The sequence below is a fragment of the Brevibacillus centrosporus genome (assembly GCF_046622605.1).
GTDB lineage: Bacteria > Bacillota > Bacilli > Brevibacillales > Brevibacillaceae > Brevibacillus > Brevibacillus centrosporus.
In genome coordinates this window covers 2,606,334-2,631,798 of sequence record NZ_CP176856.1, presented here as the reverse complement: position 1 = coordinate 2,631,798, position 25,465 = coordinate 2,606,334, and the positions used below count along the sequence as shown (strand labels likewise).

Below are 25,465 nucleotides of genomic sequence, written 5' to 3'. Positions count from 1 at the left end.
CCAGTATGGAAAAGTCAGCTTCTGCCTACCCCTGTGTACACAAACCCGACATCCTTCAGAAGATTGCCCGGCCAAGCGTTACGTCCATCGAACAAAATCGGAGCCGCCATGCTCGCTTTGATCTCCTTCCAATCCAGCTGGACACATTCTTTCCATTCGGTGATCAGCATGGCTGCGTGCGCCCCTTTGAATGCGGCAGCCGGATGCTTCACGTAATCGACGTTTGGAAACTGAGCTCCTACGATCGCCGAGGCAACCGGATCATAAGCCGCGATAGAAGCTCCTTTTTTCTGCAAAGCCTCCAGCACCTTCAGAGATGGCGCTTCGCGAATGTCATCAGTGTCCGGCTTAAATACGAGACCTAAGACGGCGATCTTTTTCCCTGCCACCCCATGCAGCTGTTCCTCCAGCCTCTCCAAAAACCAAGCCGGCTGGGTTGTATTCACGTCGCGGACTTTATCCAAAATCGACAAGGATATCCCATGCTGACCAGCCAACTGAAGCAGGGCGATCGTGTCCTTCGGAAAACAGGAGCCACCGTACCCGACACCTGCCCGCAAAAACTCAGGTCCAATCCGACTGTCCAATCCCATTCCCTGCGCCACGGTTGTGATATCTGTCCCAAGGACCGTACTCAACCTGGCCAGCTCGTTCATGAAAGAAATTTTCGTCGCTAAAAATGCATTGGAAGCGTATTTGATAAATTCTGCGTTGGCTCTCGTCGTCGTCACTTTGGCAGCGTTTACGCCGTTGTAGAGCTGCTCGATCGCGGCAAACGCTGCTTCATGGTCTGCACCTATGACAATCCTCGAAGGCTTCAAAGCGTCTTGCATGGCGCTTCCTTCGCGAAGAAACTCTGGATTGGAGGCGACGTAAAGACCGTCGTACCCGCGAAGCTGCTCTGCGATTCTGTCTCCAGTTCCCACTGGGACTGTGCTTTTAATCACGATGACACGTTTACCAGTAGACGGTTGCTGCAGGGATGCTATATCCGAAACCGCAGCGAGCAAATAAGACAAATCCGCCGATCCATCCGAGGCTTCCGGCGTTCCTACGCAAATGAACATCATTTCGGCTTCTCTTGCATCCTTGATTTCTGTTGAAAATTGCAGGTTTCCCTGCTCTAGCATCTGCGCCAAGGCTTCTTCTAATCCTGGTTCGTAGATCGGCGACTTGCCCTGCCTGAGCTGGGCAATTTTCGCTGCAACCAGATCGATCCCCAGGATCTCATGGCCGTGCATCGCGAGTGAAACCGCAGTCGTTAAACCAACATACCCGGTACCGATAACGGCAACCTTCATTCTTTCACCCCATCATTTTTTCATCACGCGCAGATAGAGGTCTTCTAGCTTCGCGCGTTGCTTTTCGATGTTATGGTTGCGCTCTACCTTTTCTCTGGCGCGTGCGACGACCTCGCCCCATTCGGCCCGTGCGTCCAATACTTGGTTGATCATCCTGCCCAGTTTGGATGGAGATCGCTCAGGGACCAGGTACCCTGTCACTTTATGCTCAATCAGCTCGGGTATTCCAGAATGATAAGTCGAAACGACAGGACGCCCTGTGGCCATGGCTTCCATCAGGACATTCGGTATCCCCTCTTGATCACCGTTTCGTGCGGTCTTGCAGGCGATGATGAACAAATGGCACTTTGCCAGCTCGTGCTGAACCTCTTGATGTGGCAGGGCACCTTTGAGCACAACCTGCTTCCCGAGCTTGTATTTTTTGATCAGCCGTCGCAGCTTTCGCTTTTCCTCTCCCTCTCCCACGATGATAAGCTTGGCTCTGGGATGCTTCTTTCGCACGCTGGCAAAAGCTTTCACCAACGTGTCCATCCCTTTCTTTTCTGTCAAGCGGCCCACGCTAAGCAGGCGAAACTCCTCATTGGCAACAGTACGAGGCGCTTGCATAGGAAACTTCCTCAGGTCGATGCCGGAGCGTATCATCGTTATTTTTTTCGCGGGACACCCGAGACGGATTAACCGTTTTTTCATATGGCCGCTCACTACGGTAAATGCCTTTCCTCTGCGGAACAATTTCCGCAGTGCACGCCGGTATCCCGGATTTCCTTTTACCCGTTTCGTCGCATCAAAGCCATGAAACGAGGTAATCAGCGGCAAGCGCGTTTTTCGAGCGTATGGAAGCAGCTCCAAGCCCGCAGGTCCAAATCGCGCGTGCAAGCATCTGATTTTATGTTTTCTCAACCATGTGGAGAGGCCGGCCATATGCTTTCGCACATAGACCGGCGAGTAAGGAAATTGCTTGCGGTTAAACGGACGCTGTCTGGTCAAGACGACCGGCTTTACCTGGTTGTGACCTACCAGCTGTTCGTAAATAAACGTCTCACTTCTCGGAAGAAATTTTCTTCGATAGACCAGAACCCGATGCATGCAACTAGCCTCCCATTTCTTGAGAGTTATCCTTTGGCTTGTGAGCGCATATCTGCTAATTGCAAACGAAGACCTTCCTCGAGGGGAACTTGCGGTTTATATCCAAGACGTGTCTGAGCGAGCGTGATGTCGGCGCATGTACGCTTTGAATCACCTGCTGGACCACTTTGAAACGTGAGCTTGGGCGTGACGTTCAACAAGCCGCCCATGATCGCCAGGACGTCGAGAAGCTTGATTTCCCGATCGCCTCCCACGTTAAAAATTTCGCCTGGAGCGGCGCACTTCGCTGCCAAAATGTTGGCTTGCACCGCATCAGCCACATAAGTAAAGTCTCTCGATTGCTGACCATCTCCGAATATTGTTACTTGCTCCCCTTTCATCAGCTGGCGAAAGAATCGATGAAACGCCATATCCGGGCGTTGTCTGGGACCGTAGACCGTGAAGTAGCGCAGCATCGTAACACGCAAGCCATACGCTTTCACGTAGACCTGACATATTTGTTCCATCGACTCTTTGGTTACCCCGTACGGAGAAACCGGTCGCAGCGGCGCTGTCTCGTCGGTAAACGAACCTTGCATGGTACCGTATACCGACGAGGAGGAGGACACGACTACCGTAGGCGGTTTAGGTTGCTGCAAGCATGCTTCCAGCAGCATTTGCGTCGCCAGAATATTGTGGTTCACGTAGTCGGTAAAGGCTTTCCCCCAGCTATTGCGCACACCTGGGAGTGCAGCGAGGTGATAGACGACATCTACCCCTTCAAGCCAACCCTTCCAACGCTGCGCTTGCAGCATCGTTGAGTGAAAGGTGAAAGCGGGGTGACTGCCGATCTGTGCCAAATTACGAAGCTTTGCCGCCACATCGTAATTATCCAGAAATCCATCGATCCCGATCACGGTCACCCCTTCACTCAGCAGACGCTGCGTCAGATGGGATCCTATAAATCCCGCACACCCGGTGACCAGCGCTTTTGTCATCGCCGTCGCCGCCTCACTTTCCGTAAACGTTTGATGACCAGGTATCCATTTTTGTATCCATAGACGGGTTTAAACCTGTTTCCCCACCGCTTGAGGTAGTATTTAAAGGTCTTGCGCCGCAAATGGTTTCGTCTGCGTTTCATCTTGCCGTCTGTCAGCTGTCCCCTGTGCTTCGTGCGGTTGTACAGCTTTTTATTGATGAAGCGTACCCGATATTTTTCAATCAGGCGTAGGATAATGCGCCGGTCTTCCATAATGCGCCCTTCATACTTGTCGGAGGTATCCCATCCGCCCACTTCTCTGAGCGCGGCTACCCGGTAGCAGCGAGGTGCGACCATCCAGCGATTGTACTTGAGAAATTGGTACTTGTTGCGGAAATGTTTATGTTTGACAAGGAACGGATTGTAGTACCGCCCTCTCCGAACTCGCCAGATTTTCACATTGCCATAATACAACGCCGTGCTCGGCTTGCTTTTGCGAATGTATCTCTTCAGCACTTTCAAGGTTTTCCTCGGCAGCCAGTCATCAGAATCGAGCTGGACGAGGTAAGGTGTATCTACCATCGCTAGTGCTTGATTCATCACTTTCGAAATCCCTGAGTTTTTTTCCATGCGATAGTAGGAGATGTTCGGATGGAACAGGTATTTATCCACTTTTTGTCGCGTCTTGTCTGTTGAGGCGTCATCCATGATCAGCAGCTTCCAGTCTTTACAAGACTGCCTGATCACACTTCTAATCGCTTTGCGAATAAACTTGGCGCGATTATACGTCGGAATCACTACGGTAAAGGTCGGATTCATGGCTCCTCCCTCTTGTTGGCTGGAATGCGAATCGAGGATTTGTCACTCAAAATAAAGACGCCACTACTGTCGGTTGAATTTCCTGTCAGATGTGACGAACGCCCGAATACACTGTCTGAGATTTTCCATGCGACATCGCGCAGGGAGCTACTTTCCAATAAAATGCTGTTCTCAATATGCGCACAATTTTCTAAGTGAACACCGTCTTGAATGGAGACAAAGGGTCCTAGACGACAATTGCGGATCTGACATCCATCCCCTATCAAAACAGGTCCTTCAATTTCACAGTTTTCAACGATGGTATCTTTTCCTATTTGATGTAGTCGTCCCAGTTCACTTGTCAACATCCACCTGTTTGCCTCCAGCCATCTATCGATCGTCCCTACATCCGAGTACTTTCCACTCGCGACAGCATGGGCAATATGATAACCACGATGAATCAAGGATTGGATTGCGTCCGTGATCTCGTACTCACCACGGGCAGATGGCTGAAGTGTAGCAATCGACTCAAAAATGGGTTTGGTAAACAGGTATGCGCCAATAACCGCCAGATTGCTTTTCGGCTGGCGGGGTTTTTCCTCGACCGAAACCAGACGCCCTTCCTGTACTTCGGCGATCCCATAATCCTGTGGTCTCTCCACTTCACTTAGCATCACTACGCCGTCGGTTGCTGTTTCGGAAAACGCACGCGTAAGCCCGTGCAGCGAATCCATCAACAAATTGTCACCGAGTAACAAAATAAACGGTTCGTCATGCAAGAACGGTTGCGCTAATTGGACGGCATGGGCGATTCCCAAGGGTTCTTTCTGCTCGATAAACGTAATGGTAGCCCCGAATTGACTACCATCGCCTACCAAAGGAGGAATTTGCACTTGGGAAGGGTGAATGACGATCCCGATGTCATAGACACCCACTTCACGCAGTTTGCGGATGCAGTAGTGTAAAACCGGATGATTGGCCACAGGGAGGAGGGTTTTGGGCTGCGAATAGGAGAACGGATGAAGACGCGTACCCCGTCCAGCGCACAAGATTAACCCTTTCACAAGTATCACTCCCCAAAGGTGCTCTGCGATACTTATAAGGTATGCTCCTCTTGATTTCTGGACAGGGCAGACGTCCAGCCGAATGAAAGAAAGGGCAGGCACCTATAGGTCCTGCCGCGGGATTATCCTGTTTTACGCAGGTCTTGCTTCGTCGGAGGCGACGCTGCCTTGCGTTTCTTCAACGCCGTTTCAAACACTTCGAGATACCCTTGTGCCGTCGCGTACCAGGAGAACTGCTTGGCTCTCATCAAAGCATTTTTCCCCATTTCCGTACGAATGGCAGGTGCGCTCCAGAGCAGCTTCCACAGGGAGGGCAGCTCCGCTTTCCAGTCCTTGGGAGGGATTAAAAATCCGCTTCCTTGATGGGTCACGACCTCCCCTATGCCTCCCCTTGGAGTCGTGATGACCGGCTTTCCAGATGCCATCGCCTCGAGATTCACGCGGCAGAACGCTTCTTTCCAAACGGAAGGAGTCGCAACGATATCCCCTACCTGATAGTAAAGCGGCATCTGCGCGCTCGGCACGAAGTTGACGAACTTAACCTTGTCACCAAGCGGCTTAGCTAGCTGCTTCAGCTCGCGTACATAGGGATTCAAGCGATTGCTTCCATACCCCGTCCCCCCGACGATTACGAGGCGAGCCAGCGGATCCTGCTCACAAACTTCCCTGAACGCTTTGAGCAAGACATGAACACCCTTTGCCCGCATAAGCCTTCCCGCATAAAAAAGAACGCGGTCTTCCGGCTTTAAACCGATTTCCTTGCGTATTTTGCGGATCGAATAATGTATTTTGGCTACCTGATAAGGACTGACGTCTACGCCCAAATGAACCGCATGAATTTTATGGGCAGGTATCTTGCATGTTTTCATAAAATGACGACGCAAGAACTCGCTGTTCGTAAAAAAGCCGGAAGCCCTTCTAACCACCTTTTTCATTTTGTCTTTGCTGATCATACCCGGCGATCCATAGACATGGGAATGCATATTGACAAATACCGGGATTTTCGGAAAGTGTCTTTTCAAGGTCAGGACATAGATCGGCCGGTTTTCCACCATGATGACATCCGGCTTCCTCTTGCGAATATGGGAAATGATGCGCCGTAAGTATGGTTTTGGCCCATTGTAGGGGAAGCGAATGAACTGCCGGTTCTCCTCCACCGCTGATTTGGGATAAGTAGCGCAGGTTCGTGTGTAAATGGTGACCTGGTGCTCTGGATCGATCATCTTGGTGACTTCGTCGATATCATGCTCAACGGAGCTTCCTTTGACAGGCGGCACGGAGAATGGACCCGGACTAATGATGGCGATCTTCATTTCGCTCCCTCTCCCACTCCTTTTTCAGGGCAAGGACCACCTGATACAAGTATTGATGCTCCTTTGCCTGCTTTTCTTCGAACTCCTTCAACCGCTTTTCCCACGAGGCGACCTCTTCTTTTAAGGATGCAATTTCAAGCTCGAGTTTTTCCACATGATCGCGGAGGACCGATTCCTTTTGGGTCAAGATGATTTCAATAGGCTGCTCAGGTGTTGGCGGGGGGCTTTGCTTCAACGCAGTTTCCAACGCTGCCTCCACCATCAATTCCAGCGCTTCTTCATTTTCCGGCTCAGTTCCTTTTTCTACCGGCTTGACAATCGAGATACGCTCTACCGCTTCATCTACCACATAGTTGCCAGAAAAAACGCCTGGCATAACCCAATGAGGAAGATCCCATTTCTTCTTTTTTTCCACAGACATTCCCTCCAACTATGTTGCCCCTGCCATTCGAGATAACTGCTCGATTACAGGAGTAGCAACTGAACTCGTCATGTATGCTATAGGTTATGACGTACACGGAAAATGGGTACGTATCCGGTATCGCGGCAAAGAAAAAACCGCTTCGATTGGGATCAATCAAAGCGGTTGACGATTTCTGCGGAAATTCATACTGTAAAGCCGCGCTTGCTCCACGCTGGTGATTTGCTGCTTTTGCCATTCGAGCAAAATCCGGTCGATATAGCGGATGTGCAGCTTCCCTACCGTCGCTGCTTCACGCAAGGCAGTTAAAATCAATTCCTCCGAATAGCCGTCTTGTCCCGTCCACATATGAATGCTTTCCAGCTCAAAGGGTGACAGCGGGCGACCAAAGGCTTGCTCAAATCGGCTGTAGATAGCAATAGGTTCATCGTCAAGAGCCGCAGCGCTTTGACGGAATGGCTCGTGGATCGTCTCCATCACTTGCGGGGCTGCCAGCTGTTCACGCCAGGTTTGGTACAGCTTCCGATACAAAGGAGTCAGATTGTATTGCTCATGCCGCATTCCGGTTTGGGGGTCTACAAATTCGTCAATGCTAATCCACTCTTCCTTCAACAGCTTTTGCAAAGACTGGATTAATCGCATGTTAGACATGGACATTCTCTCTTCCAGCTCTGTCAAGGTTGGGAAACGATTCCCCTCCTGTTGAAAGGAAAGCAGGTGGATGAGCAGCATCATCTCGTCATCTGCCAATGACATGCGTTTATACATTTTCAAAAGCAGGTTGGAGACGGATGTTGCACCTTCTTGCAACAATTGCAATATTTGGGAGTCCATAAAACTGATTCACCTCTGTGTTGGAATGACAAGGGAGTACGTAAAATCGAGTAGGAGGGAGCGACTAACTCCCGTCCTCTCACACCACCGTACGTACCGTTCGGTATACGGCGGTTCATCAAGCTTGACGAATGACAGAATATCGTTGTAATAAGCTTTTCAGCCCTTGTTGTTGCCAATATGCAACTCCGAGGGCTTTGTGCATTTGAGGAGTCTTTGTGGTACGCCATGCACCCTTTCTGGTGTTTGCAATTTCTATTGCTTGGACGTGCGATAAACCCAGAGAGCGAAGTTCTCGATATCGGGTTCGTACTCGCTTCCACTGAGACCACAAGCAAAGTCGAAGTCTACGTCGTATCCATTCGTCGATAGATTGAAGGATTTTCTTTGCATCCGCAAGGGCAAAATATCCGATCCAACCCATGAGGTACTGGTTTAGCTTCCGAATCCTTTCATCCATAGAGATGCTCCATACCGGATTAGTGATGAAGCGGATTTTCTCTTTCAACTTCAGAAGTGATTTTGGATGAAGCCGAATCCTTGCTTGTTTTGCATTAGTGAAACCGAAACCGAGGAACTTACGCTTCCAAGGTCGATCCACTGCGCTCTTCTGCTCATTTACTTTAAGCTTAAGTACCTTCTCCAAGTAGCTTTGGATACTTTCTTTTACCCGTTCTCCCGCCCGCTTTGTTCTCACGTAGATATTGCTATCGTCTGCGTATCGACAAAAGCGATGTCCCCTCTTTTCCAGTTCTTTATCCAAATCGTCGAGCAAGATGTTCGCCAATAACGGACTAAGTGGACCACCTTGTGGTGTGCCCTCTACTGCCGAAAGGCAGATGCCATTGACCATGATGCCTGCTTGTAGATATGCGCGAACAAGTTTCAACAAAGCTTTATCTTTTACTTTTCGAGCAACCCGACTCATTAAAATATCGTGATTAACCCGGTCGAAGAATTTCTCTAAGTCCATATCCACGACAAAGCGATATCCTTCGGAAATATAAAATTGTGCTTGTCTCATGGCGTCATGCGCACCACGGTTCGGTCGGAATCCGAAACTGGATTCTGAGAAGTGGGGGTCAAATATAGGAGTAAGAACTTGGAGGATGGCTTGTTGAATAAAGCGATCTATCACGGTAGGAATACCTAATAACCTTACTCCTCCGTCAGATTTCGGGATTTCGACTCTGCGGACAGGGGAAGGTTTGTAGGTCCCTTTCATAATCTGCTTTTTAGTGGTCAACCAGTGTTCACGGATATAATCGCGCAGTTGTTCGGTTGAAACACCGTCGATTCCCGCCGATCCTTTGTTTCTTTCCACTCTTTCGAGTGCCACTAATAGATTTTCTCGTGACAGGACTTTCTCCAACAGCTCCATGACGATACCCTTCCTCCGCACGCATCCTTCTAGTCTTGCCGGACAATACTCAGCCCTCTCTTGTACCCTCAGGGCTTCACCCATTTTCTCCAAGAGTAGTTCCTTACAGAATTCTGCTTCACAGTATTATCACGAAAGTGATTAGCGGATGTGTTGACTTAATGTTCAGCCCTTCCCCGTTCAAGCGTCCTTTACTTGGGTACTATGGCTTCTGCTGACTTCTGCATGTTCAGCGTCTCCTTACGAAGACGGTTACCAACATTTGAAGGCACTTCATGCAGACCTCCCCAGGTAAGAGCGATAACTTTCATCCCATGTACCTGCCCAAGTTTACTGCTGTATTCCTTGGCTGTATGGGGCTTCGTCTTGTTTGGCAGACTCACCCGAATACAACAGCCTCAAATTGGGTTCGTGTACCTCAGGTCGGGACTTTGCCGCCGGCTTCCTTCAGATTCCACCTCGCGGTGGACACCCTTGCCTTGGGCTAACGGTTGGTACAGCCAACCCCCGTTCGGGACTTACACCCTAGAGCTATCGCCCATGCTGGGCGCACCAATAGGAACACCCTGCTGCCCTCCAGCAACAGGGTGTATATACAAGCGAGCAATAAAAATTACGGGTAGAGACGATACAGCATACGAGGGAATGGAATCGTTTCACGAACGTGATCCAATCCGCAGATCCATGCAATGGTACGCTCCAGCCCCAGACCAAACCCGGAGTGAGGCACGGTACCGTATTTGCGCAGATCCAAGTACCAGCGATAAGCGTCCTCAGAGAGCTCGTGCTCGGCAAAGCGCTTTTCCAGAAGCTCTGGATCGTCGATACGTTGGCTGCCGCCGATGATTTCGCCATAGCCTTCTGGAGCGATCATGTCCGCACACAGCACGACTTCTGGACGGTTTGGATCTGGCTTCATATAGAAAGCCTTGATCTCGGTCGGATAGTTCGTGATAAAGACAGGCTTGTCGAAATGCTCCGCAATGGTCGTTTCATCTGGAGCGCCAAAATCATCGCCCCATTTGATGTCGCTGCCTTTTTCTTGGAGCAGCTTGATCGCATCATCGTAGCTGATACGCGGGAAGTCGCCCTTCACGTTTTCCAGCTTGCTGGTATCGCGCTCCAAGGTTTTCAATTCCATTTGGCAATTTTTCAGGACGGATTGTACCACGTGGGATACAAATGCTTCCTGGATACGCAGGTTTTCTTCCTGGTCAACGAAAGCCATCTCCGGCTCGATCATCCAGAACTCGATCAGGTGACGACGAGTTTTCGACTTCTCTGCACGGAAAGTCGGACCAAACGAGTACACGCGGCCCAATGCCATCGCAGCTGCTTCCATATACAGCTGACCGGATTGAGACAGGTACGCGTCCTCGTCAAAATACTTCGTATGGAACAGGTTTGTCGTTCCTTCCGCAGAGGTTGGGGTCAAAATCGGAGGATCGACTTTGTAGAACCCATTTTCCTGGAAGAATTCATACATCGCACGAATGACTTCGGAGCGAACCGCCATCACTGCACGCTGACGTGGCGTACGCAGCCACAGATGGCGATGATCCATCAGGAAGTCTACACCGTGTTCTTTCAGGGAAATCGGATAGTTTTCCGCGAGCTGGATGATTTCTACACCCGTCACGTTCAATTCGTATCCGCTGGGTGCGCGATCATCTGCGCGAACAACACCTGTTATGTATAATGAGCTTTCTTGCGTCAGTTTCGTTGCTTGTTCCCAGACATCTTCAGCTACTTCTGCTTTCACAACAACCCCTTGAATAAAGCCGGAGCCATCACGCAATTGCAGGAATTGGATCTTCCCGCTGCCACGCTTGTTATACAGCCAGCAACCCAAACGTACTTCTTGTCCAACATGCTGCCCAATTCGAGCAATCGTCGTCAACATCGAATCATTTCCCTCCATTTACCGTCACAGACAAATAACTAACGGGTATACCTAGCAATTATACTATTGGGATTAGGCAAATTCAATGAAAGACTGCCTATAAAGTTTACCATAATTATATTATGAAAACAAACTCATTGATTGAGACCAGGATAAAAAAACCTTCCTGCCATTTGCAGAAAGGTTCCTATTTTTATGATTCTTCTTCTTGATCCTGTGATAATTCTGCAAAGTCTTCCAAACTCTCAAGATCCTCTTCCAATGCTGCTATCGGTTCCTCATCCGCCAGCGCTTGCAACTCGTCTGCTTCTTCCGTCGATTCGAGCAAGTCGTCTTCTTCGTCCACTCTGCTTCCTTTTTCGCCGATCGCAATCCATTGCAGAACACCGCTCGTCTCTTCATTTGCGGACTGTCGGAATACGGTAATGATCGCTGTCGACCTGTTTTGCTTTTTAAGTGCTGCTGCCAGACCCGCCTGATTTGTCATTCCGACGATACAGTAGTTCGTATTCGCGTAGTGCTCCATCAGTGACACTTTGACGTCCACGCTTGCCTGATTGGCCTCCATCCGAAAAGGGGCAAACCCAAACTGCTGCAGCGTTGTACCAAGACGCCTGTTGGTGTGCACAGTCTGGAAAGCGAGCTTATCCGCCGTAACCGATCGATCCTCCAGATGCGTCTCCTGAATCGATCCAGGTGCCAGCTTCGCTCCTGTCACACTGCCATCCGCAAGCTTCTCCTCTGTGACGACTCGGTCATTCAAATGCTTTGTCTCGACGACTTTTTGAGCCAGCTTCTCGCCTGTGACACTTCCTTCAGCCAGATGTTTGCCGGTCAAGCTTTCTAAAACGACGTGCTCTCCTGTTACCGATTTGTATTCCAGCTTGTTGCCGTCCACCACGCGATCAACCAGCTTCTCTCGCGTGACACTGCCTTCCTGCAGCTTTTCCTTCGTGATGGATTTCGGTACGAGATGTTCATTTTGAACGGACAAACTAGCCAGGTGTACGCTGGTAATTGCCTTTTCAGCAAGCTTCTCCCCTGTCACGGACGCTTTGCTCAGGTGCCGTGTTTTCACGGCCTCGCTCGCCATCTTTTGCGCTGTGACCGCTGAATCTGCCAGTTTGCCCGTGTTTACACTTAATTCCGTAATTTTATCGGTAGAAACGGATTCCGGGGCAAGCTTGGATGTCGTGATGACATGATCCGCGAGATGATGGGTTTGAACCGCATACTCCCGAAGATGGTTGCTGCCGATAAGGCGGTCGGTCAAGTGCTGTTCTTCAATGGACTTTTTGGCAATTTTTTCTGGAATGACGGCTCCGTCAGCCAGATGCTTGGCGTCCACACTGTCTTCCAGCAAATGATGACCCCATATACTGCGAGTTGCCAGCTTATCGCCGGTGATGGCACGATCCGCCACCTTGGAAGTCGTCACTTGGTCGTCGGCTATTTTTTTCGTGGTCACGACATTGTCTTGCAAGTGGGTGGTCTGAATGCTGCCCGCTTTTAGATGAACACTGCCAATCGATTCCTTCGCGACTTTCTCCGAGGTCACACTCGAATGATCCAGATGCTCAGTCAATACAGCAAACGTGCCGATTTTGTCACTGGTGACCGCCTCTGAATGGAGATGCTGACTGAAAATCGATTGAAAGCCAATATGGACATCCGTCACAGATCCGGGTGCCAGGTTGTCGCTATCGATTGCATGCTCTGCCAGATGATGATGAAAAATGGCCCCTTCACGTATGTGCTGGGACTCGACTGCATCCTCATCGATCTTGTTGGCCGTAACCGACGCATCGCGGAGCTTGTCGGTCGTAACCGCGCCATCCTCGAGCTTCACGGAATTAATGACGTAATTGGCCAAATGCCTGGTCTGTACACCGCCTGTCTTGATTTTGTCTCCGGTAATCGCCTGATCCTGAACCAGCTCAGTCGTGATCGACTGCTCCTGGATATGCTTGCTTTGAATCGCTCCCTCTGCAAATTTCATCGAGTCAATGACTTTATCCGCCAGCTTATCAGAAGTGATGCTGTTGTTCAGAAGCTTTTGACCGGAGATGGAGCGATCACAAATCATGTCACTGTTGATGATTCCTTTTGCGATGTGTTCACTTTGGACCGCGTGGGGTGCGATTTTATTCGAGGTCACACTTTGGTCGGCAAGCTTGCTGCTGTCTACGGCATAATCCTTGAGCAGCGCCGTTTCCAAGGTTCCAGGCTTAATTTTGCTAGCATCAATGGCGCGGTTTGCGATTTTTTCATTCGTGACGGATTGATCAGTCAGGTCATCTGTATAGACAAATGATCTCACCCGGTCATCATTGCGATCCTTAATCACACGGGTAAAAGTTGTTTGATTAGAAGAAATACCTTGTTTCGGTATCTTTTGAAAAGGTGGTGTCTTTGGCGCGCTTGGCTCGATGTTTGTCTGATTTGGGAAGCCTGAGGTAAGATCTACCTCCAGCAATTCTGTCTCGAGCTCCTGGAGCCAATCCGTATCTTTATTGGTTTGCAAGAGCGGAATTTCGTTTTCCAGGGAGTTTTGCCGCATCGTTTTCCCCAGATTTTTATTTAGCTTTCGCCGATTTACATTTGCCATAGAGTCTCCTTGCCTCCTGATGTCTTTCCCGTATCTTATGTAGGATATTCATGGAAATAGGCGTTTGGTACACGGTAGGAAAAATTATCCTTGATATGGCTGATAGTGTTCATTCGCGCGGTATCTCATCTGTCTCACAGACACAAAAAAACCTGCCAGCCAAAAGGATTAACCTTTGGCAAGCAGGCTTTAAAAAAGACGTAGCTTCCTTGTGTTTTACACGAGTACTTCTTCTTTTGTTTGGTTTTGTTCGAGCAGCTTACGGAACTCATCGCCCTGTAGAACCTCTGCATCCAGCAACGTCTGCAATCCGTTTTTAAAGACAGCATCGCATTTTCCAAGCATATCGTGCGTCTGCTTCAGAAGGTTGTCCAGCAGGTACTCGACTTCATCGTGAATCCGCGTCTTATCGATAAACTGCGGATGGATGATCCCCAGACGCGACATCCCACTCTGAACAATCTCCTGCGCCATACCTAACGCTTGCTCAAAGTCGTTCTTCGAGCCCGTACTGCGTCCACCATAATAAATTTCTTCCGCTACCGCACCGCCGAGGCTGACCATGATCTGTTTTTCCATGGCCTCTTTCGTATACAGGTAACGATCCTCCAGTGGATTTTGACGGACATAGCCCAATGCTTGTCCACGAGGGCTTAGGGTTACCTGTGAAACGGAGCCCGGACGTACCATTTCACTGACGATCGCATGTCCAAGCTCATGGAGAGCCACGCGTCTTTTTTCCTCAGCGGAGGCTTCACGGTCAACCTTTTCACCAAGCATGACCTTGTCTACTGCATAGGCAAAGTGACGCGCTTCAATTTTCGAGCTGCTGTCTCGCATCGCATAGATCGCCGCTTCATTCGCAACACTCTCCAGCTGAGCACCGGAGAAACCAAATGTCTCCTGCGCTACCTTTTCCAGCGCTACATCGGAACCCAGCGGCTTGTTAGCCGTATGAATCGTCAAAATTTGTTCACGAGCTGGCTTATCTGGCAAATCGACATTGATGTGGCGGTCAAAGCGGCCTGGACGCAGTAAGGCAGAATCCAGCATGTCTTTGCGGTTGGTTGCTGCCATGACGAGTACACGCGGCTTGTCGCTAGTTGCGACGCCATCCATTTCCGTGAGCAGTTGGTTCAACGTCTGGTCGTACTCTTTTTGCTGCTGGCCGTCGCGTTTTCCCCCGATGACGTCAATCTCATCGATGAAAATGATCGCACTGTCCTGACCATTTTTCTCCGCCATGGCTTTTACTTCTTTAAACATATCGCGAACACGCTGAGCACCAACACCCACGTACATCTCCACAAACTGGGATCCGGAGGCTGCCACGAAGGCAGAGTTGGTGTAGTTCGCCGCCGCTTTGGCCATAAGCGTCTTCCCTGTTCCCGGAGGTCCTGTCAGCAGGACACCTTTAATGGGACGGATGCCGTACTGCTCGATCTTGTCTTTGTACACGAGAAAATCCAGGGCTTCTTTCAGCTCCTTCTTTGCTCGCTCCTGTCCTCCGATATCAGCGAACTGTATATCCGTTTTGGGAATGACATGTTTGCTTTGCTTTTTCTTTCCTCCGAGCGCAAAGTTGCCTCCCTGACCGCCCTGCTGACGAATCAAGAGGAAAAAAAGACCCCCGAGTACCAATGCGAACAGTACAAAAGGAGTAATATTTACGCCTAGAAACAACAGAAAGATCAAGACTCCGGGGATGATACCGATCAAGGCTTCTTTACCCACGAGCCGTCACCTCATCTTCCAGGGTTCGGGGAACGATCGTATAGAAATCCTCCGTCCCCTTTTTTAGATAAACATAAATGTTGTTGTCATCCATCAAGGCAGACGCATCATCTAACTGATGGTCTTTTTTCCATTGGTCCACGAGCTGTGGAATCCGGCTGTATTGATGCAAATCGATTGCTTCTGTAAATACAAACTGACCATTCGTCCAGATCTCTCGCAAATCCTGTGACTGGTTATCAACGGAAATGACCACATTCTTGTTGGCGGACAGCTTCGATGTCACGTCCACCAGCTTGCGGTATTCTTCGGGAAACGATTCAGGCTTTGTTACCTTCAAATCTATCTGAATTTGATCTTTACCCACGTCCAAATGCGTTAATGAAGCCGATTGCAGCTGTCCGATTTCGGTACGGATCGGTTCCTCTATCTCGATCTTTTGATACAAGAACCATCCGCCGAACAGGAGAGCAAGTGTCGCTACCAAGGACAGTCCAATTGTACTCTTTTTCATTTGCACTGTAGCTTCTCCCCCTTGCCAATACGTTCTGTTCTCTCTCTTCAACGAAACCAGTATATCATATGAGTATATCATTTTATTATACAGTTACTGGTTATGATGCCATTGCAGCCTCCTCTGTAGAGTAGAAAACTGAAACTTTCGGGCGACCTTGAGGTCGCCTTACTTGTTTCAGCTCCCCCTCATCAAACCGTACGTGAGGTTTTCCCTCATACGGCTTTCCGATGTTCTTCTTTCTTTGGCATTCGGCACTGCTTATCCGGCAAGTTTCACAAGTATTCCTTGAGTATCTTTAATGACTTTTCCTTCCCACGAGTGTTTCTTTCGCACATTCCTTTTCTTGTTAACGAAAAGGGTAAGCCTTTCAATAACATACCAGTCAATCCGATTTAACCATCTTGCAGCTATTGGCGATAGCGAGTAGTAGTTCTTGAAGCCTTGAAGTTTTCGATTTAGCCCCTGTACTAACTCCGTTAACGACCAATACAACTTGCTGCGAGGTTCGGTATACACTTTTATTTTCCGGCGCATTTCCTTCATAGCTTTCTTACTCGGAATATGGGACATGACAAACACCTTCGATCCGCCCTTGTTAAGGACCGGAAATTTCCGGTGATGTAGACCAAGGAAATCAAAGCCCGAAGTATTATCCCAGATGTTGACCAGTCGAGACTTGTCCTTACTAAGTGCAAGATCCAATTTGTCCATAATAGCTTTAATGACCTGAATACTTTCCATGGCATCCTTTTTCGTTTTGCACATGATGACGAAGTCATCGGCATATCGAATCAGTTTTCCCAAATGGGCAAATTGCTTTCCCCATACCGTATCCATGTAGTTGAGATAGATGTTGGCTAACAGTGGGGAAATGACTCCTCCTTGCGGAGTACCCAATTCGGTGTCATGAAACTGTACATCTTCCATCACGCCTGCTTGTAGCCAGTTCCGAATCAGCTTTAGTACCCTACGGTCAGAAATCCTCTGCTCAACTAACTTCATCAGCTTCTCCTGATTGATGTTGTCAAAGTACCCTTTGATGTCTGCATCAACCACCCAGTAAGCATTTTTACTTGCTTTCCTGATTTGTGCAATCGCTTGATGAGCGTTACGTTTTGGGCGAAATCCGTATGAGCAATCTTTAAAGTCCGCTTCAAAGACTGGCTCAATGACCATCTTTGTCGCCATCTGAACAACCCTGTCTCGAATAGTTGGGATTCCGAGTGGTCTTTGTTTCCCATCCGCTTTCGGAATGTAAGTACGCCGTACCGGTGCTGGATGATACTGATTTCTCTTTAGGTCGAGATAAATTTCATTAAGGAATTTACTCTCTCCATACTCATGCACAATCTTATCTATCGTTTGACCATCCACTCCGCCACTTCCTTTATTGGCTCGTACTCTACGCCAAGCTTCTGCAAGAATGTCTGGTCTGTATACTTTGTCGTACAGAGCATGAAACCGCCGTTTTGGCTTTTCCTTGGCACAAAGATATAGAGTTGTCCAAAGTTGTCGAGCTTTTGCATCGGTGTAGTTAGCAAGTTTACTTGCATTCACTCACTCTTACCTCCTTTCAACTCTTGAACAAAGCAGGGCTCCTTCTCTCCATAGAGTTTTGTTGTCTCTACTTCATCGGTACTATGAACCCCTCCGACTCCCTTCCTGCCGTCCTCCATTTCCCTTTCGGTTATAGGATTCCGCTTTACGCTCCAACGGAGCGTGCAGGGGAGGGTCTCCCCAGTTCCGTTAGCTACTTTCTCAACATACCGCTCCCCATACTCCGGGAGGTTCCTGGGTGCTGCATTCCAAGTGCTACACACCTTCCATGGACTTCGCCCAATATCCCAAGGCTCGTCTCCCCCTTGTCCATCTTCCGATGGTCTCTTTTAACGAAGCGGCAGGATTCACTTTATGTTACGGTCTGCTGATTTGCTCGCACTCCTGTCGGAGTTACTTTGTCACAGGGCTTCAACCTTAGGATCTCTCCACCAGTTGCCTGTCAGCTACGAGGCGACTTGGCTCTTACCTCGGTCGGACTTTCACCGACTAGCAATTAACGGCTTGCTGGGCGCGCGAACAACAAAAAGACCTTTTCCCGTAGAAAAGGTCTTTTGCGCTTCAAACGTACTTTTCCTGTTTTAAAACGTAGGGGACAACACGTAAGAGGCAAGCAGGGCACCACTGAACAAATCGTAATGCACATAGCGGAAACGCCCATCCTTGTCTTTCAAGGTTACTTCCCAAAAACGCTTCTCGTTTTCCAGTCCAGGCACGATATGCGTGATGGTCGCTTCAGGGAAGCTTTTCAGCACGGCTGCTTCCACGTTTTTCCTCGGAACAGCACGATCCATCCGATCAAACGCAGCAGTTTTATCCGTCAGCCACGCTACGACTGGTGTTCCCACTTTGTTTTTCCCGAGTACGACTGCATAGCTCTGCTTTCCTCTGTACTCATCAATCGAATCAACCTGCGTGATCGTTGTGCGGTCTGCTACCCATTGCATGACTTGCTCATCAAAGTTACTTCGTGCCCCTACGACGGAAGAGGCTAAATGGTACGTGAAGCCCGTCCCGACAATTACGAGAGCGGCGATCACGACCACAATCATTCTCACTGCCACAGTCCAATAACTCCTTTTTCCCCATGACCCTACAGGCGGAAGCGCAGCTGATCCCGTTTTTCCCCTGCAGCGGTCTTGATTTGCATCTCGATATCCATTTGCTGGATAGTACCCGTGGCAGGCTCGTACCACAGCTGATAGGTGACGCCTATTCCTTTGGTTAGCTCCGGCGTCATCTCGGAGACCGGAAACGATGGCCCAAGCCAGAGGGATAACAGAGAAGTCACTTCCCTTGGCGGCAAGGACAGTCGATATCCCTTCCAGCCTTGCCCGCTAGGATCTTGCATAGGTTGAGGTGCTACCGATTGCATGACGCTCTTGATCACTGCCGCATGCTCGTGCGGTGTGTACAATGCGTAGGGAAGCGAGGCACTATCCTGCTTCTGCCCATCTATTTGTACGTTTACCTGTGGCTCACCGTTACGTGCAATCTCCAATTGATGACCACCAATTTCTCCACTCAACTCGAATTGTTCCTGCTGGTATCGCCCATTCAATGCTTGATCCTTCATATAAACGATGAAGGATCGCTCTTCATCCTTGGTCAATTGATCCAAAAGCATAGACAGTGTTACTGGATCATAGCCTGCCCCTGCTCCCTGCTCCATGACTCGACCGCCTTTCATGTCGCTCTCGCTGCCGAGCTTGCCAAGAGCGATACCCACGAAAAACAGACTGAGAAAGATGGGTACGAGCCACCAAAGCAGCCTGGGCCGTACATACATGTCCACATCCCCCTGTCCCGTTTTTGTCTAAGCCTATGCTATACGGGAAGGTTTTAGAACCGGACGGAAAAGTTGCTAATCATAGCATGGAACATGACGGTCATACTACATGTACACCCCGAGGAGGTGAGCGCGTGAAGAGTTCTGGGCAGACTACATCTCCTGACGTACTAGGGTTTTTGTTGCAGGAATACCGCGTCTCCTGGGCAGCATTGTCTTCACCACTGCGTAACTCGTCTCATACACCCACCCTGCATTTCCGCCATCATCTCTTGAGCGAGCTATGGCGAAAATGAACACGGCAAGTTGTTGAAACCAAATTCCCCTACCTACACCTAACCCTCTTTACTCCTGTCCTCACCTGACAGGAGCCTTTTTACCGTTTCAATGCTTGAAACACACGGTTGGCTTCGTAAATAGCCCGTTCTTCATCCAAGGTCAGCAACTGATGATTACGCATCAAATACTTCCCTGCTACAATCGTATCCTTTACATCGCGTCCATTCGCCGCGTACACCACATGGGAAATAGGTTCATGAGCCGGATGGAAATGAGCTTGATGGCTGTCCAGTACGATGAGGTCTGCTTTTTTGCCCACTTCGATGCTGCCGAGCGTATCTGCCTGGAATACACCCTCTGCCCCATAGCGAGTCGCCATCCGAAGGGCTTCCTCTGCCGGTACCGCTACAGGATCGTTGTTCACACCTTTATGCAAAATCGCAGCCAGCTTCAGTTCTTCAAACAGGTTCAGGTTGTTGTTGCTCGCAGAGCTGTCTGTACCCAGCGAGACGCTTACGCCCTTTGCCAGCATTATTGGTACAGGAGCCACTCCGCTCGCCAGCTTCAGATTGCTCACGACATTGTGGGAAACTTTCACTTGGTATTTTGCCAAAATGTCAATCTCTTCATCCGTCAGATGGACTGCATGCGCAACCAGTGTCGGACGGGCAAACATGCCGAGCTTTTCTAGATGAGCTACCGGACGAAGCCCGTAATCCTTTTCGTTTTGTCCAACTTCCCAAGCCGTTTCGGACATATGGATGTGAAGCGGGAGGGACAGCTCATCTGCTTTTTCAATGATTTGTGTAATGAACTGTGGATCGCATGTATACGGAGCATGCGGTGCCATCATGACTGTGATGCGTCCATCTGCCTGGTTGTGCCATTCCTTTGCAAACTTAACCGATTCTTGCAGCTTTGCTTGACGCTCCTCCTCCGAGCATAGGCCGATCATCCCCCGGCACAGACGAGCGCGCATACCAGCCGTATCAACTGCTTTTGCTACTTCATCCATGTGGTCGTACATATCGACGAAGGTAGTCGTACCCGTACGGATCATCTCGATCAGAGAAAGATGGGTGCCCCATTTCACGTGATTCGCCGTAAATTGTGCTTCCAGCGGCCACATCTTGTCCTCCAGCCATTGCTGCAGCGGCAAATCATCCGCGTACCCGCGCAGCAGAGACATTCCTGCGTGCCCATGCGTATTGATCAAGCCAGGAAGGACATAATCGCCCTTTTGATCGATAACTTCATCATAGCCTGCGTCAGACAGGTCCTCTGGTGTAGGACCCACATAAGTAATGGTGTCGCCTTCAAATGCGACAGCACCGTCGTGGATGACTTCGTTCGTCTCGTTGACTGTTAGAACCGTTGCGTGAATGAGGATCGTCTTTTTCATGGATACACTCCGTTCTTTACGTTAGATAATAAGCTAAGCTTTGCATATTGGATGTCACATCAGCATAGTGAATTCGCACATCTTTCGGGGCGCGAATCGTGGTGGGCGCAAAGTTCAAAATCCCTTTGATCCCCGCTTCAGTCAACTGATCACATACGGATTGCGCAGCCGGTGCAGGCACAGTGATAATCGCCAGCTTGATCTGTTGATCTGCGATGGTCTGTGCCAGCTCCTCCAAGGGCTGAATGGACAACCCAGCCACTTTTTTTCCCAGCTTTTCCGGATCGCTATCAAAGATGGCCGCAATACGCATGTTATCCTTCAAATAAGCGTTGTAGTTGCTGATCGCATGGCCCAAGTGCCCGGCACCAACCAAGGCTACCCGGATTTCATCCGTCAGCTTGAGGATTTGACGTATTTTTTCTACCAGGTAATTTACATCGTAGCCAATTCCCTTTTTGCCAAAGTCCCCGAACGTGGCGAGATCTTTTCGGATTTGCGCCGGATTGACGTCCAGATTCTTGCCCATCTGTTGAGAGGAAACAGTTGCCACGCCCACTTGCTGCAAGTAACTCAAATAGCGCAGATAGATCGGCAGGCGGCGGACAACCGCTTCCGAAATCTTTTCTTGTTTGGCCACGTTTGGTCTCCCCTCTTCATTTCTTAGCCTTCAATACCCGGTAATCTACTCCATTCGATAAAATCGTGATCGTCCCATCGTGACTGGTGATATACGTCTCTGCCCAAGACTCCCCCAGACGCTCTAGCACTTCGGAGTGGCCGTCTCTCATGCTGTCTTTGTTCTTTCCTGTCTGGATGATCGCCACCTGTGGATCGACCTTGGTCAAGAACGGCTGGGAAGAGCCTTGATTGCTGCCTTGGTCCCCGACCTTCAGCACTTCTGCTTTCAAAAGGTCTGGATGCCACTGCAGCAAACGCTCCTCCGCTTGCTCATTAATCCCACTGGTAAACAAAAATCGCAGATTCCCATGCTTCAGCTGGAAGACGAGCGAATTGTTCTGTGGAGACAGAAACAACGGCTCCTGTGGCAGCAGCACCTGCATAGATACCTCGCTGCTCAGTTTGAACTCGCCAGGAGCTGTGACTGTCATCCGTTTGAGGGTAGAGCGCACAGAGAGCGCTTTGACGATACTTTGCTCAATCAGCTTCGGTACAATCACGTTTTCAACCAGAATTTTTCCAGTGAGCTGCTCGTAGCCACCCACATGCTCCGGCTGGTCATTGGTCAGGACCAGGTAATCAAGTCGCGTTAATTTGCGCTCGGACAATCGTTCAAACAAAACTGGCCAATCTTCTGCACTTCCAGAATCGATCAGCATCGTCTTGCCACCTGGCAATCGGACAAGTGTGCTTTCTCCATGCGGAAGGTCAAAATAGGTAATTACAAGACCTGAAAAGTCTTGCTCGTTCTCACTGGCATACGGATCCTCCACCTTTACCGCACTCTGTGACGGACTCTCAAAAGAGTACGTGAAGAGAAAAGCCGCACAAAACCCCAGAAGCAACCAGCGCCATTTTGTTTTCCATCCCACTATTTTATCACCTAAATCCTTGGGAGACTATTGCTTCATTTTATGAGTCTAACAAGGTGGACATACCGAGGAATGGTTCGATTCTCTCACGTAGCTCTGGCCATGGACCGCTCTCTACGGCATAAGGCGGCAGGGATTGCAGAAAAGACCGCCCATATCTTGCCTCGACGATTCGCGTATCAAAGAGAACCACCACACCACGATCCAGGTGGTGACGGATCAATCTCCCTACCCCTTGCTTGAACAAAATCACCGCTTGAGGCAATGCCATCGACATAAACGCATTCTTTCCTTCTGTCTTCAGCAGCTCGGAACGTCCTTGATAAACCGGATGATTCGGTGGGGTAAATGGCAGCTTGACAATAACCAGACTGCTCAGTGCTTCGCCAGGGATATCTACCCCCTCCCAAAAGCTGCTCGTTCCAAGCAGTACGCTTTTCTCTATCGTTTGAAACAAACCGACCAGCTTGCTTCGGTTGTTACTGTCTATCCCATGTCCGAGAAGCGTATAGGAGTCAGGGGCATCTGTTAGACGTTCCTTCATCGCGTTGTAGACCAGACGCAGCATTGAATGAGAAGTAAACAGGATCAGCGTGCGTCCCTTCGATGCCAGTACTACATCCACACAGCCCTGCACCACTGCATCTACATAAGTCAGATCGTTTTCCTTGCCAGGCGCAGGAAAATCGGATGGGATGAGCAGCAAGCCTTGGTTTTCATAATCAAAAGGCGAAGGAATGGAGAGCGTTCTGACTCTCTCTTCCGGTAATTGATCCAGCCCAAATCGATTGATTACGTAAGAAAAGCTGTTTTTCACAGTCAAGGTCGCCGAAGTGAGAATCATGCTCTGTTTCTGAGCAAAAAGCGGCTCGGTAAGAGAATCAGAGACCTTCAAGAGCGCTGCCGAAAGATGCACCTGCTTGCGCGCTGTCCGTGCCTCTACCTCCATCCAGTACACGTACTGCGGATCTTGCTCCAGTAAAAAGAAATGGAGCAGTTCGGTTACCTTTTGCCAGTCATTCAATAGCCCGAACAGATCTGTCCGCAAACTGCGCAAAGCAAACGGCGGCTTATCGTCAGCCGGCAGCCCTCGAACAAAACGATCAAACACCTGTGCAAAAGCGGACATGCTTTCAATGAGCTTGCGCGTCGTTTTTCGGATCCGCTCATGTTTACCCGTAAAGGATTCCACTCGATAGCGGACCGTTTCTCTCCCCGCTTCCGTCGTTTCCTCCGCACGGTCCGAGGCCCAAGCATACAACAGCTGCGTCCAGTGGGTAGCTTTATCACGCAAAGGAGCGTATAGGGCTTGCAGCTCCGCCATATGTTCTGCGACAAAGTCTTGTGGAGCACCTACCCAGCTCTCCCATTCCTCTGCAAAGCGAGTCAGTGCCGCACCTGGCTCCACGGACGCCCGGTCCAAGAGAAACAAAAGCTGTGTCGTGGTAAACTGTTTTCCCATATGCTGGGTCGCGGCGTCTTCCAGATGGTGCGCCTCGTCGATTATCGCCACTTCATATGGCGGCAGTATCCGATTTTCCGCTTGCAGATCACTGATCAGCAATGCATGATTGACGATCAAAACGTCAGCGTCCTTTGCTCGATCCTTTGCCTGGAAGTAATAACAACGGCTAAACCAAGGACAATCTCTGTTCAGACAGGAGCCTGTATCGCTTTTTACTTGCTGCCAAAACAGCTGTCCGGTCGGGGGCATGCTCAGCTCTTCCACATCCCCCGTCTCTGTTTGCGTCAGCCATGCCAGCATCTGACCTTTGACCAGACGCATTTCCTGACTGCTGCCTTCGATCGGCTCCTCGAGTGCCTGCTCAAATTTGCGCAGACACAGGTAGTTTCCTCTGCCTTTCAAGGTGGCCGCACTGAATTCAAAGGGGAGTGTCTGCTGCAAGCTCATGATTTCTTTGTTGAACAGCTGTTCTTGAAGCTGGATCGTATTCGTGCTGACTACAAGCTGCTGTCCATTTTGCTTTGCCCAGATGATACCTGGAAACAGATACCCCAAAGATTTTCCTGTACCGGTACCTGCTTCGATCAGCAAATGCGTGCCGTCCTGCATTGCTTCAAAAACGGCGTGCATCATCGCCTCCTGAGCATCACGACGCTGATACCCCGCTACGTGTACGCTCATGCTTCCCGCGTCGCCTAACACTTGACCCAGCAGCTCGTCAAAAGGCGCTATTGACGTTGTGTCGTACGCAGGTGTGCGAAGCGAAGCAGTCAGCTTTTCTCGACGCTTTCGCAATGCCAGCTGACGGTAAATATCCCACATTTCAAACGGCTCGTTTAAAACGGGCTCGGCCTCGGCATCCAGCAATGGAATCTCCGCCATTTTTTCCATTTCCACATAGCGCAAAAGCGCGTCAATATCCGATCGAAAGGATGAAACGAGCATTTGCAGTCGCTGAATCGTCACGAGCGGCATTTCATTTACGATGTTCATCAGATGTAAAAACAGTTGAGCAGTTGCCATCGCATCGCTGTCCGCCTGATGCGGATTCTCATGCTCGATATCCAAATCGGAGGCCAGCTCACCCAGCCTGTAGCTATTTTGAGTGGGCATCAACAAGCGCGATAGCTCAACAGTATCGAGCACATAGCCGTCAAACGCATAATAGCCCTGGCTCAGCAGGGCTTCTTGTAAAAATTGGAGGTCAAAGCTTGCATTGTGGGCAACAAAAGCCCGTCCATCCAGCAACCGCAGCAAACGCGGAAAAACTTCCTCTAGCGAAGGAGCGTCTGCTACCATCTCCTCCGTGATACCCGTTAATTGTGTAATAAAGGGTGGGATCGCCTGTCCCGGATTCACCAAGGTGGAAAAGCTGTCAGTCACGATGCCATCGTCAATCGCAACGGCTCCGATCTGGATGATGCTGTCTCCTTGGCGTGGATGGCTTCCCGTCGTTTCAAAGTCTACAACCAGTAATCGATTCAAACGTTTGTCACCTCGTA

At 49.8% G+C, this 25,465-nt stretch carries 20 protein-coding genes; all 20 read right to left on the bottom strand.

The window, feature by feature from the left end:
• Positions 1 to 14 precede the first annotated feature (14 nt).
• The 20 genes from ACLIN2_RS13540 to dinG all read right to left on the bottom strand — a co-directional run bounded on the left by ACLIN2_RS13540 (position 15) and on the right by dinG (position 25,448).
• On the bottom strand, positions 15 to 1,301 hold the full coding sequence (locus ACLIN2_RS13540; protein ID WP_411504266.1) for a UDP-glucose dehydrogenase family protein: 1,287 nt from the start codon (positions 1,299 to 1,301) through the stop codon (positions 15 to 17).
• A gap of 12 nt (positions 1,302 to 1,313) precedes the next feature.
• Positions 1,314 to 2,387 carry a glycosyltransferase gene (locus tag ACLIN2_RS13535; protein ID WP_411504265.1) on the bottom strand — a complete coding sequence of 358 codons (1,074 nt, stop codon included), beginning with the start codon at positions 2,385 to 2,387 and terminating at the stop codon, positions 1,314 to 1,316.
• A gap of 26 nt (positions 2,388 to 2,413) precedes the next feature.
• On the bottom strand, positions 2,414 to 3,364 hold the full coding sequence (locus ACLIN2_RS13530; RefSeq protein ID WP_411504264.1) for an NAD-dependent epimerase/dehydratase family protein: 951 nt from the start codon (positions 3,362 to 3,364) through the stop codon (positions 2,414 to 2,416).
• Complete coding sequence (locus ACLIN2_RS13525; protein WP_092272303.1) at positions 3,361 to 4,164, bottom strand: glycosyltransferase family 2 protein; 804 nt, start codon at positions 4,162 to 4,164, stop codon at positions 3,361 to 3,363. The genes ACLIN2_RS13530 and ACLIN2_RS13525 overlap by 4 nt, the downstream gene beginning before the upstream one ends.
• Positions 4,161 to 5,207, bottom strand: a complete 1,047-nt coding sequence (locus ACLIN2_RS13520; protein WP_411504263.1) for a glucose-1-phosphate thymidylyltransferase — start codon at positions 5,205 to 5,207, stop codon at positions 4,161 to 4,163. Before ACLIN2_RS13520 ends, ACLIN2_RS13525 begins: the two co-directional genes overlap by 4 nt.
• 122 nt (positions 5,208 to 5,329) lie before the next feature.
• A complete protein-coding gene (locus ACLIN2_RS13515; RefSeq protein WP_411504262.1) occupies positions 5,330 to 6,520 on the bottom strand; it encodes a glycosyltransferase family 4 protein in 1,191 nt (396 codons plus the stop codon).
• Positions 6,501 to 6,941, bottom strand: coding sequence for a hypothetical protein (locus ACLIN2_RS13510; protein WP_258957787.1), 441 nt, complete (start codon positions 6,939 to 6,941; stop codon positions 6,501 to 6,503). Before ACLIN2_RS13510 ends, ACLIN2_RS13515 begins: the two co-directional genes overlap by 20 nt.
• A gap of 156 nt (positions 6,942 to 7,097) precedes the next feature.
• Entirely contained in the window at positions 7,098 to 7,775 is a 678-nt protein-coding gene (locus ACLIN2_RS13505) for a DnaD domain-containing protein (RefSeq protein WP_411504261.1), read from the bottom strand.
• 118 nt (positions 7,776 to 7,893) lie between these two features.
• Positions 7,894 to 9,156, bottom strand: coding sequence for a group II intron reverse transcriptase/maturase (gene ltrA / locus ACLIN2_RS13500; protein WP_411501590.1), 1,263 nt, complete (start codon positions 9,154 to 9,156; stop codon positions 7,894 to 7,896).
• Between the two features lie 613 nt (positions 9,157 to 9,769).
• Positions 9,770 to 11,059: an asparagine--tRNA ligase gene (asnS, locus tag ACLIN2_RS13495; protein WP_122923031.1), complete on the bottom strand. Its 1,290-nt coding sequence runs from the start codon at positions 11,057 to 11,059 to the stop codon at positions 9,770 to 9,772.
• Between the two features lie 193 nt (positions 11,060 to 11,252).
• Positions 11,253 to 13,667 carry a WIAG-tail domain gene (locus ACLIN2_RS13490; protein WP_411504260.1) on the bottom strand — a complete coding sequence of 805 codons (2,415 nt, stop codon included), beginning with the start codon at positions 13,665 to 13,667 and terminating at the stop codon, positions 11,253 to 11,255.
• Positions 13,668 to 13,883: 216 nt separating this feature from the next.
• Positions 13,884 to 15,401 carry an AAA family ATPase gene (locus tag ACLIN2_RS13485; RefSeq protein ID WP_092272285.1) on the bottom strand — a complete coding sequence of 506 codons (1,518 nt, stop codon included), beginning with the start codon at positions 15,399 to 15,401 and terminating at the stop codon, positions 13,884 to 13,886.
• Positions 15,394 to 15,921 carry a hypothetical protein gene (locus ACLIN2_RS13480; protein WP_411504259.1) on the bottom strand — a complete coding sequence of 176 codons (528 nt, stop codon included), beginning with the start codon at positions 15,919 to 15,921 and terminating at the stop codon, positions 15,394 to 15,396. Before ACLIN2_RS13480 ends, ACLIN2_RS13485 begins: the two co-directional genes overlap by 8 nt.
• Positions 15,922 to 16,176: 255 nt before the next feature.
• Positions 16,177 to 17,475 carry a group II intron reverse transcriptase/maturase gene (gene ltrA, locus ACLIN2_RS13475; RefSeq protein ID WP_411501843.1) on the bottom strand — a complete coding sequence of 433 codons (1,299 nt, stop codon included), beginning with the start codon at positions 17,473 to 17,475 and terminating at the stop codon, positions 16,177 to 16,179.
• A 581-nt stretch (positions 17,476 to 18,056) separates the two neighbouring features.
• Positions 18,057 to 18,539 carry a DUF5590 domain-containing protein gene (locus tag ACLIN2_RS13470; RefSeq protein WP_411504258.1) on the bottom strand — a complete coding sequence of 161 codons (483 nt, stop codon included), beginning with the start codon at positions 18,537 to 18,539 and terminating at the stop codon, positions 18,057 to 18,059.
• A 29-nt stretch (positions 18,540 to 18,568) separates the two neighbouring features.
• On the bottom strand, positions 18,569 to 19,264 hold the full coding sequence (locus ACLIN2_RS13465; RefSeq protein ID WP_411504257.1) for a hypothetical protein: 696 nt from the start codon (positions 19,262 to 19,264) through the stop codon (positions 18,569 to 18,571).
• 376 nt (positions 19,265 to 19,640) lie between these two features.
• Positions 19,641 to 20,945, bottom strand: a complete 1,305-nt coding sequence (locus tag ACLIN2_RS13460; protein WP_411504256.1) for an amidohydrolase — start codon at positions 20,943 to 20,945, stop codon at positions 19,641 to 19,643.
• A 16-nt stretch (positions 20,946 to 20,961) separates the two neighbouring features.
• On the bottom strand, positions 20,962 to 21,585 hold the full coding sequence (locus tag ACLIN2_RS13455) for a redox-sensing transcriptional repressor Rex (RefSeq protein WP_411504255.1): 624 nt from the start codon (positions 21,583 to 21,585) through the stop codon (positions 20,962 to 20,964).
• A 16-nt stretch (positions 21,586 to 21,601) separates the two neighbouring features.
• A complete protein-coding gene (locus ACLIN2_RS13450) occupies positions 21,602 to 22,498 on the bottom strand; it encodes a ComEC/Rec2 family competence protein (protein WP_411504254.1) in 897 nt (298 codons plus the stop codon).
• A 40-nt stretch (positions 22,499 to 22,538) separates the two neighbouring features.
• Complete coding sequence (dinG, locus tag ACLIN2_RS13445; RefSeq protein ID WP_411504253.1) at positions 22,539 to 25,448, bottom strand: ATP-dependent DNA helicase DinG; 2,910 nt, start codon at positions 25,446 to 25,448, stop codon at positions 22,539 to 22,541.
• Positions 25,449 to 25,465: the final 17 nt, after the last annotated feature.

What these genes read in the sequence shown, in the direction of transcription:
- ACLIN2_RS13540 (WP_411504266.1), bottom strand. Translation starts at nt 1,301, where the DNA reads ATGAAGGTTGCCGTTATCGGTACCGGGTATGTTGGTTTAACGACTGCG.
- ACLIN2_RS13535 (WP_411504265.1), bottom strand. Translation starts at nt 2,387, where the DNA reads ATGCATCGGGTTCTGGTCTATCGAAGAAAATTTCTTCCGAGAAGTGAG.
- ACLIN2_RS13530 (WP_411504264.1), bottom strand. Translation starts at nt 3,364, where the DNA reads ATGACAAAAGCGCTGGTCACCGGGTGTGCGGGATTTATAGGATCCCAT.
- ACLIN2_RS13525 (WP_092272303.1), bottom strand. Translation starts at nt 4,164, where the DNA reads ATGAATCCGACCTTTACCGTAGTGATTCCGACGTATAATCGCGCCAAG.
- ACLIN2_RS13515 (WP_411504262.1), bottom strand. Translation starts at nt 6,520, where the DNA reads ATGAAGATCGCCATCATTAGTCCGGGTCCATTCTCCGTGCCGCCTGTC.
- ACLIN2_RS13510 (WP_258957787.1), bottom strand. Translation starts at nt 6,941, where the DNA reads ATGTCTGTGGAAAAAAAGAAGAAATGGGATCTTCCTCATTGGGTTATG.
- ACLIN2_RS13505 (WP_411504261.1), bottom strand. Translation starts at nt 7,775, where the DNA reads ATGGACTCCCAAATATTGCAATTGTTGCAAGAAGGTGCAACATCCGTC.
- ltrA (WP_411501590.1), bottom strand. Translation starts at nt 9,156, where the DNA reads ATGGAGCTGTTGGAGAAAGTCCTGTCACGAGAAAATCTATTAGTGGCA.
- asnS (WP_122923031.1), bottom strand. Translation starts at nt 11,059, where the DNA reads ATGTTGACGACGATTGCTCGAATTGGGCAGCATGTTGGACAAGAAGTA.
- ACLIN2_RS13490 (WP_411504260.1), bottom strand. Translation starts at nt 13,667, where the DNA reads ATGGCAAATGTAAATCGGCGAAAGCTAAATAAAAATCTGGGGAAAACG.
- ACLIN2_RS13465 (WP_411504257.1), bottom strand. Translation starts at nt 19,264, where the DNA reads ATGTATGTACGGCCCAGGCTGCTTTGGTGGCTCGTACCCATCTTTCTC.
- ACLIN2_RS13460 (WP_411504256.1), bottom strand. Translation starts at nt 20,945, where the DNA reads ATGAAAAAGACGATCCTCATTCACGCAACGGTTCTAACAGTCAACGAG.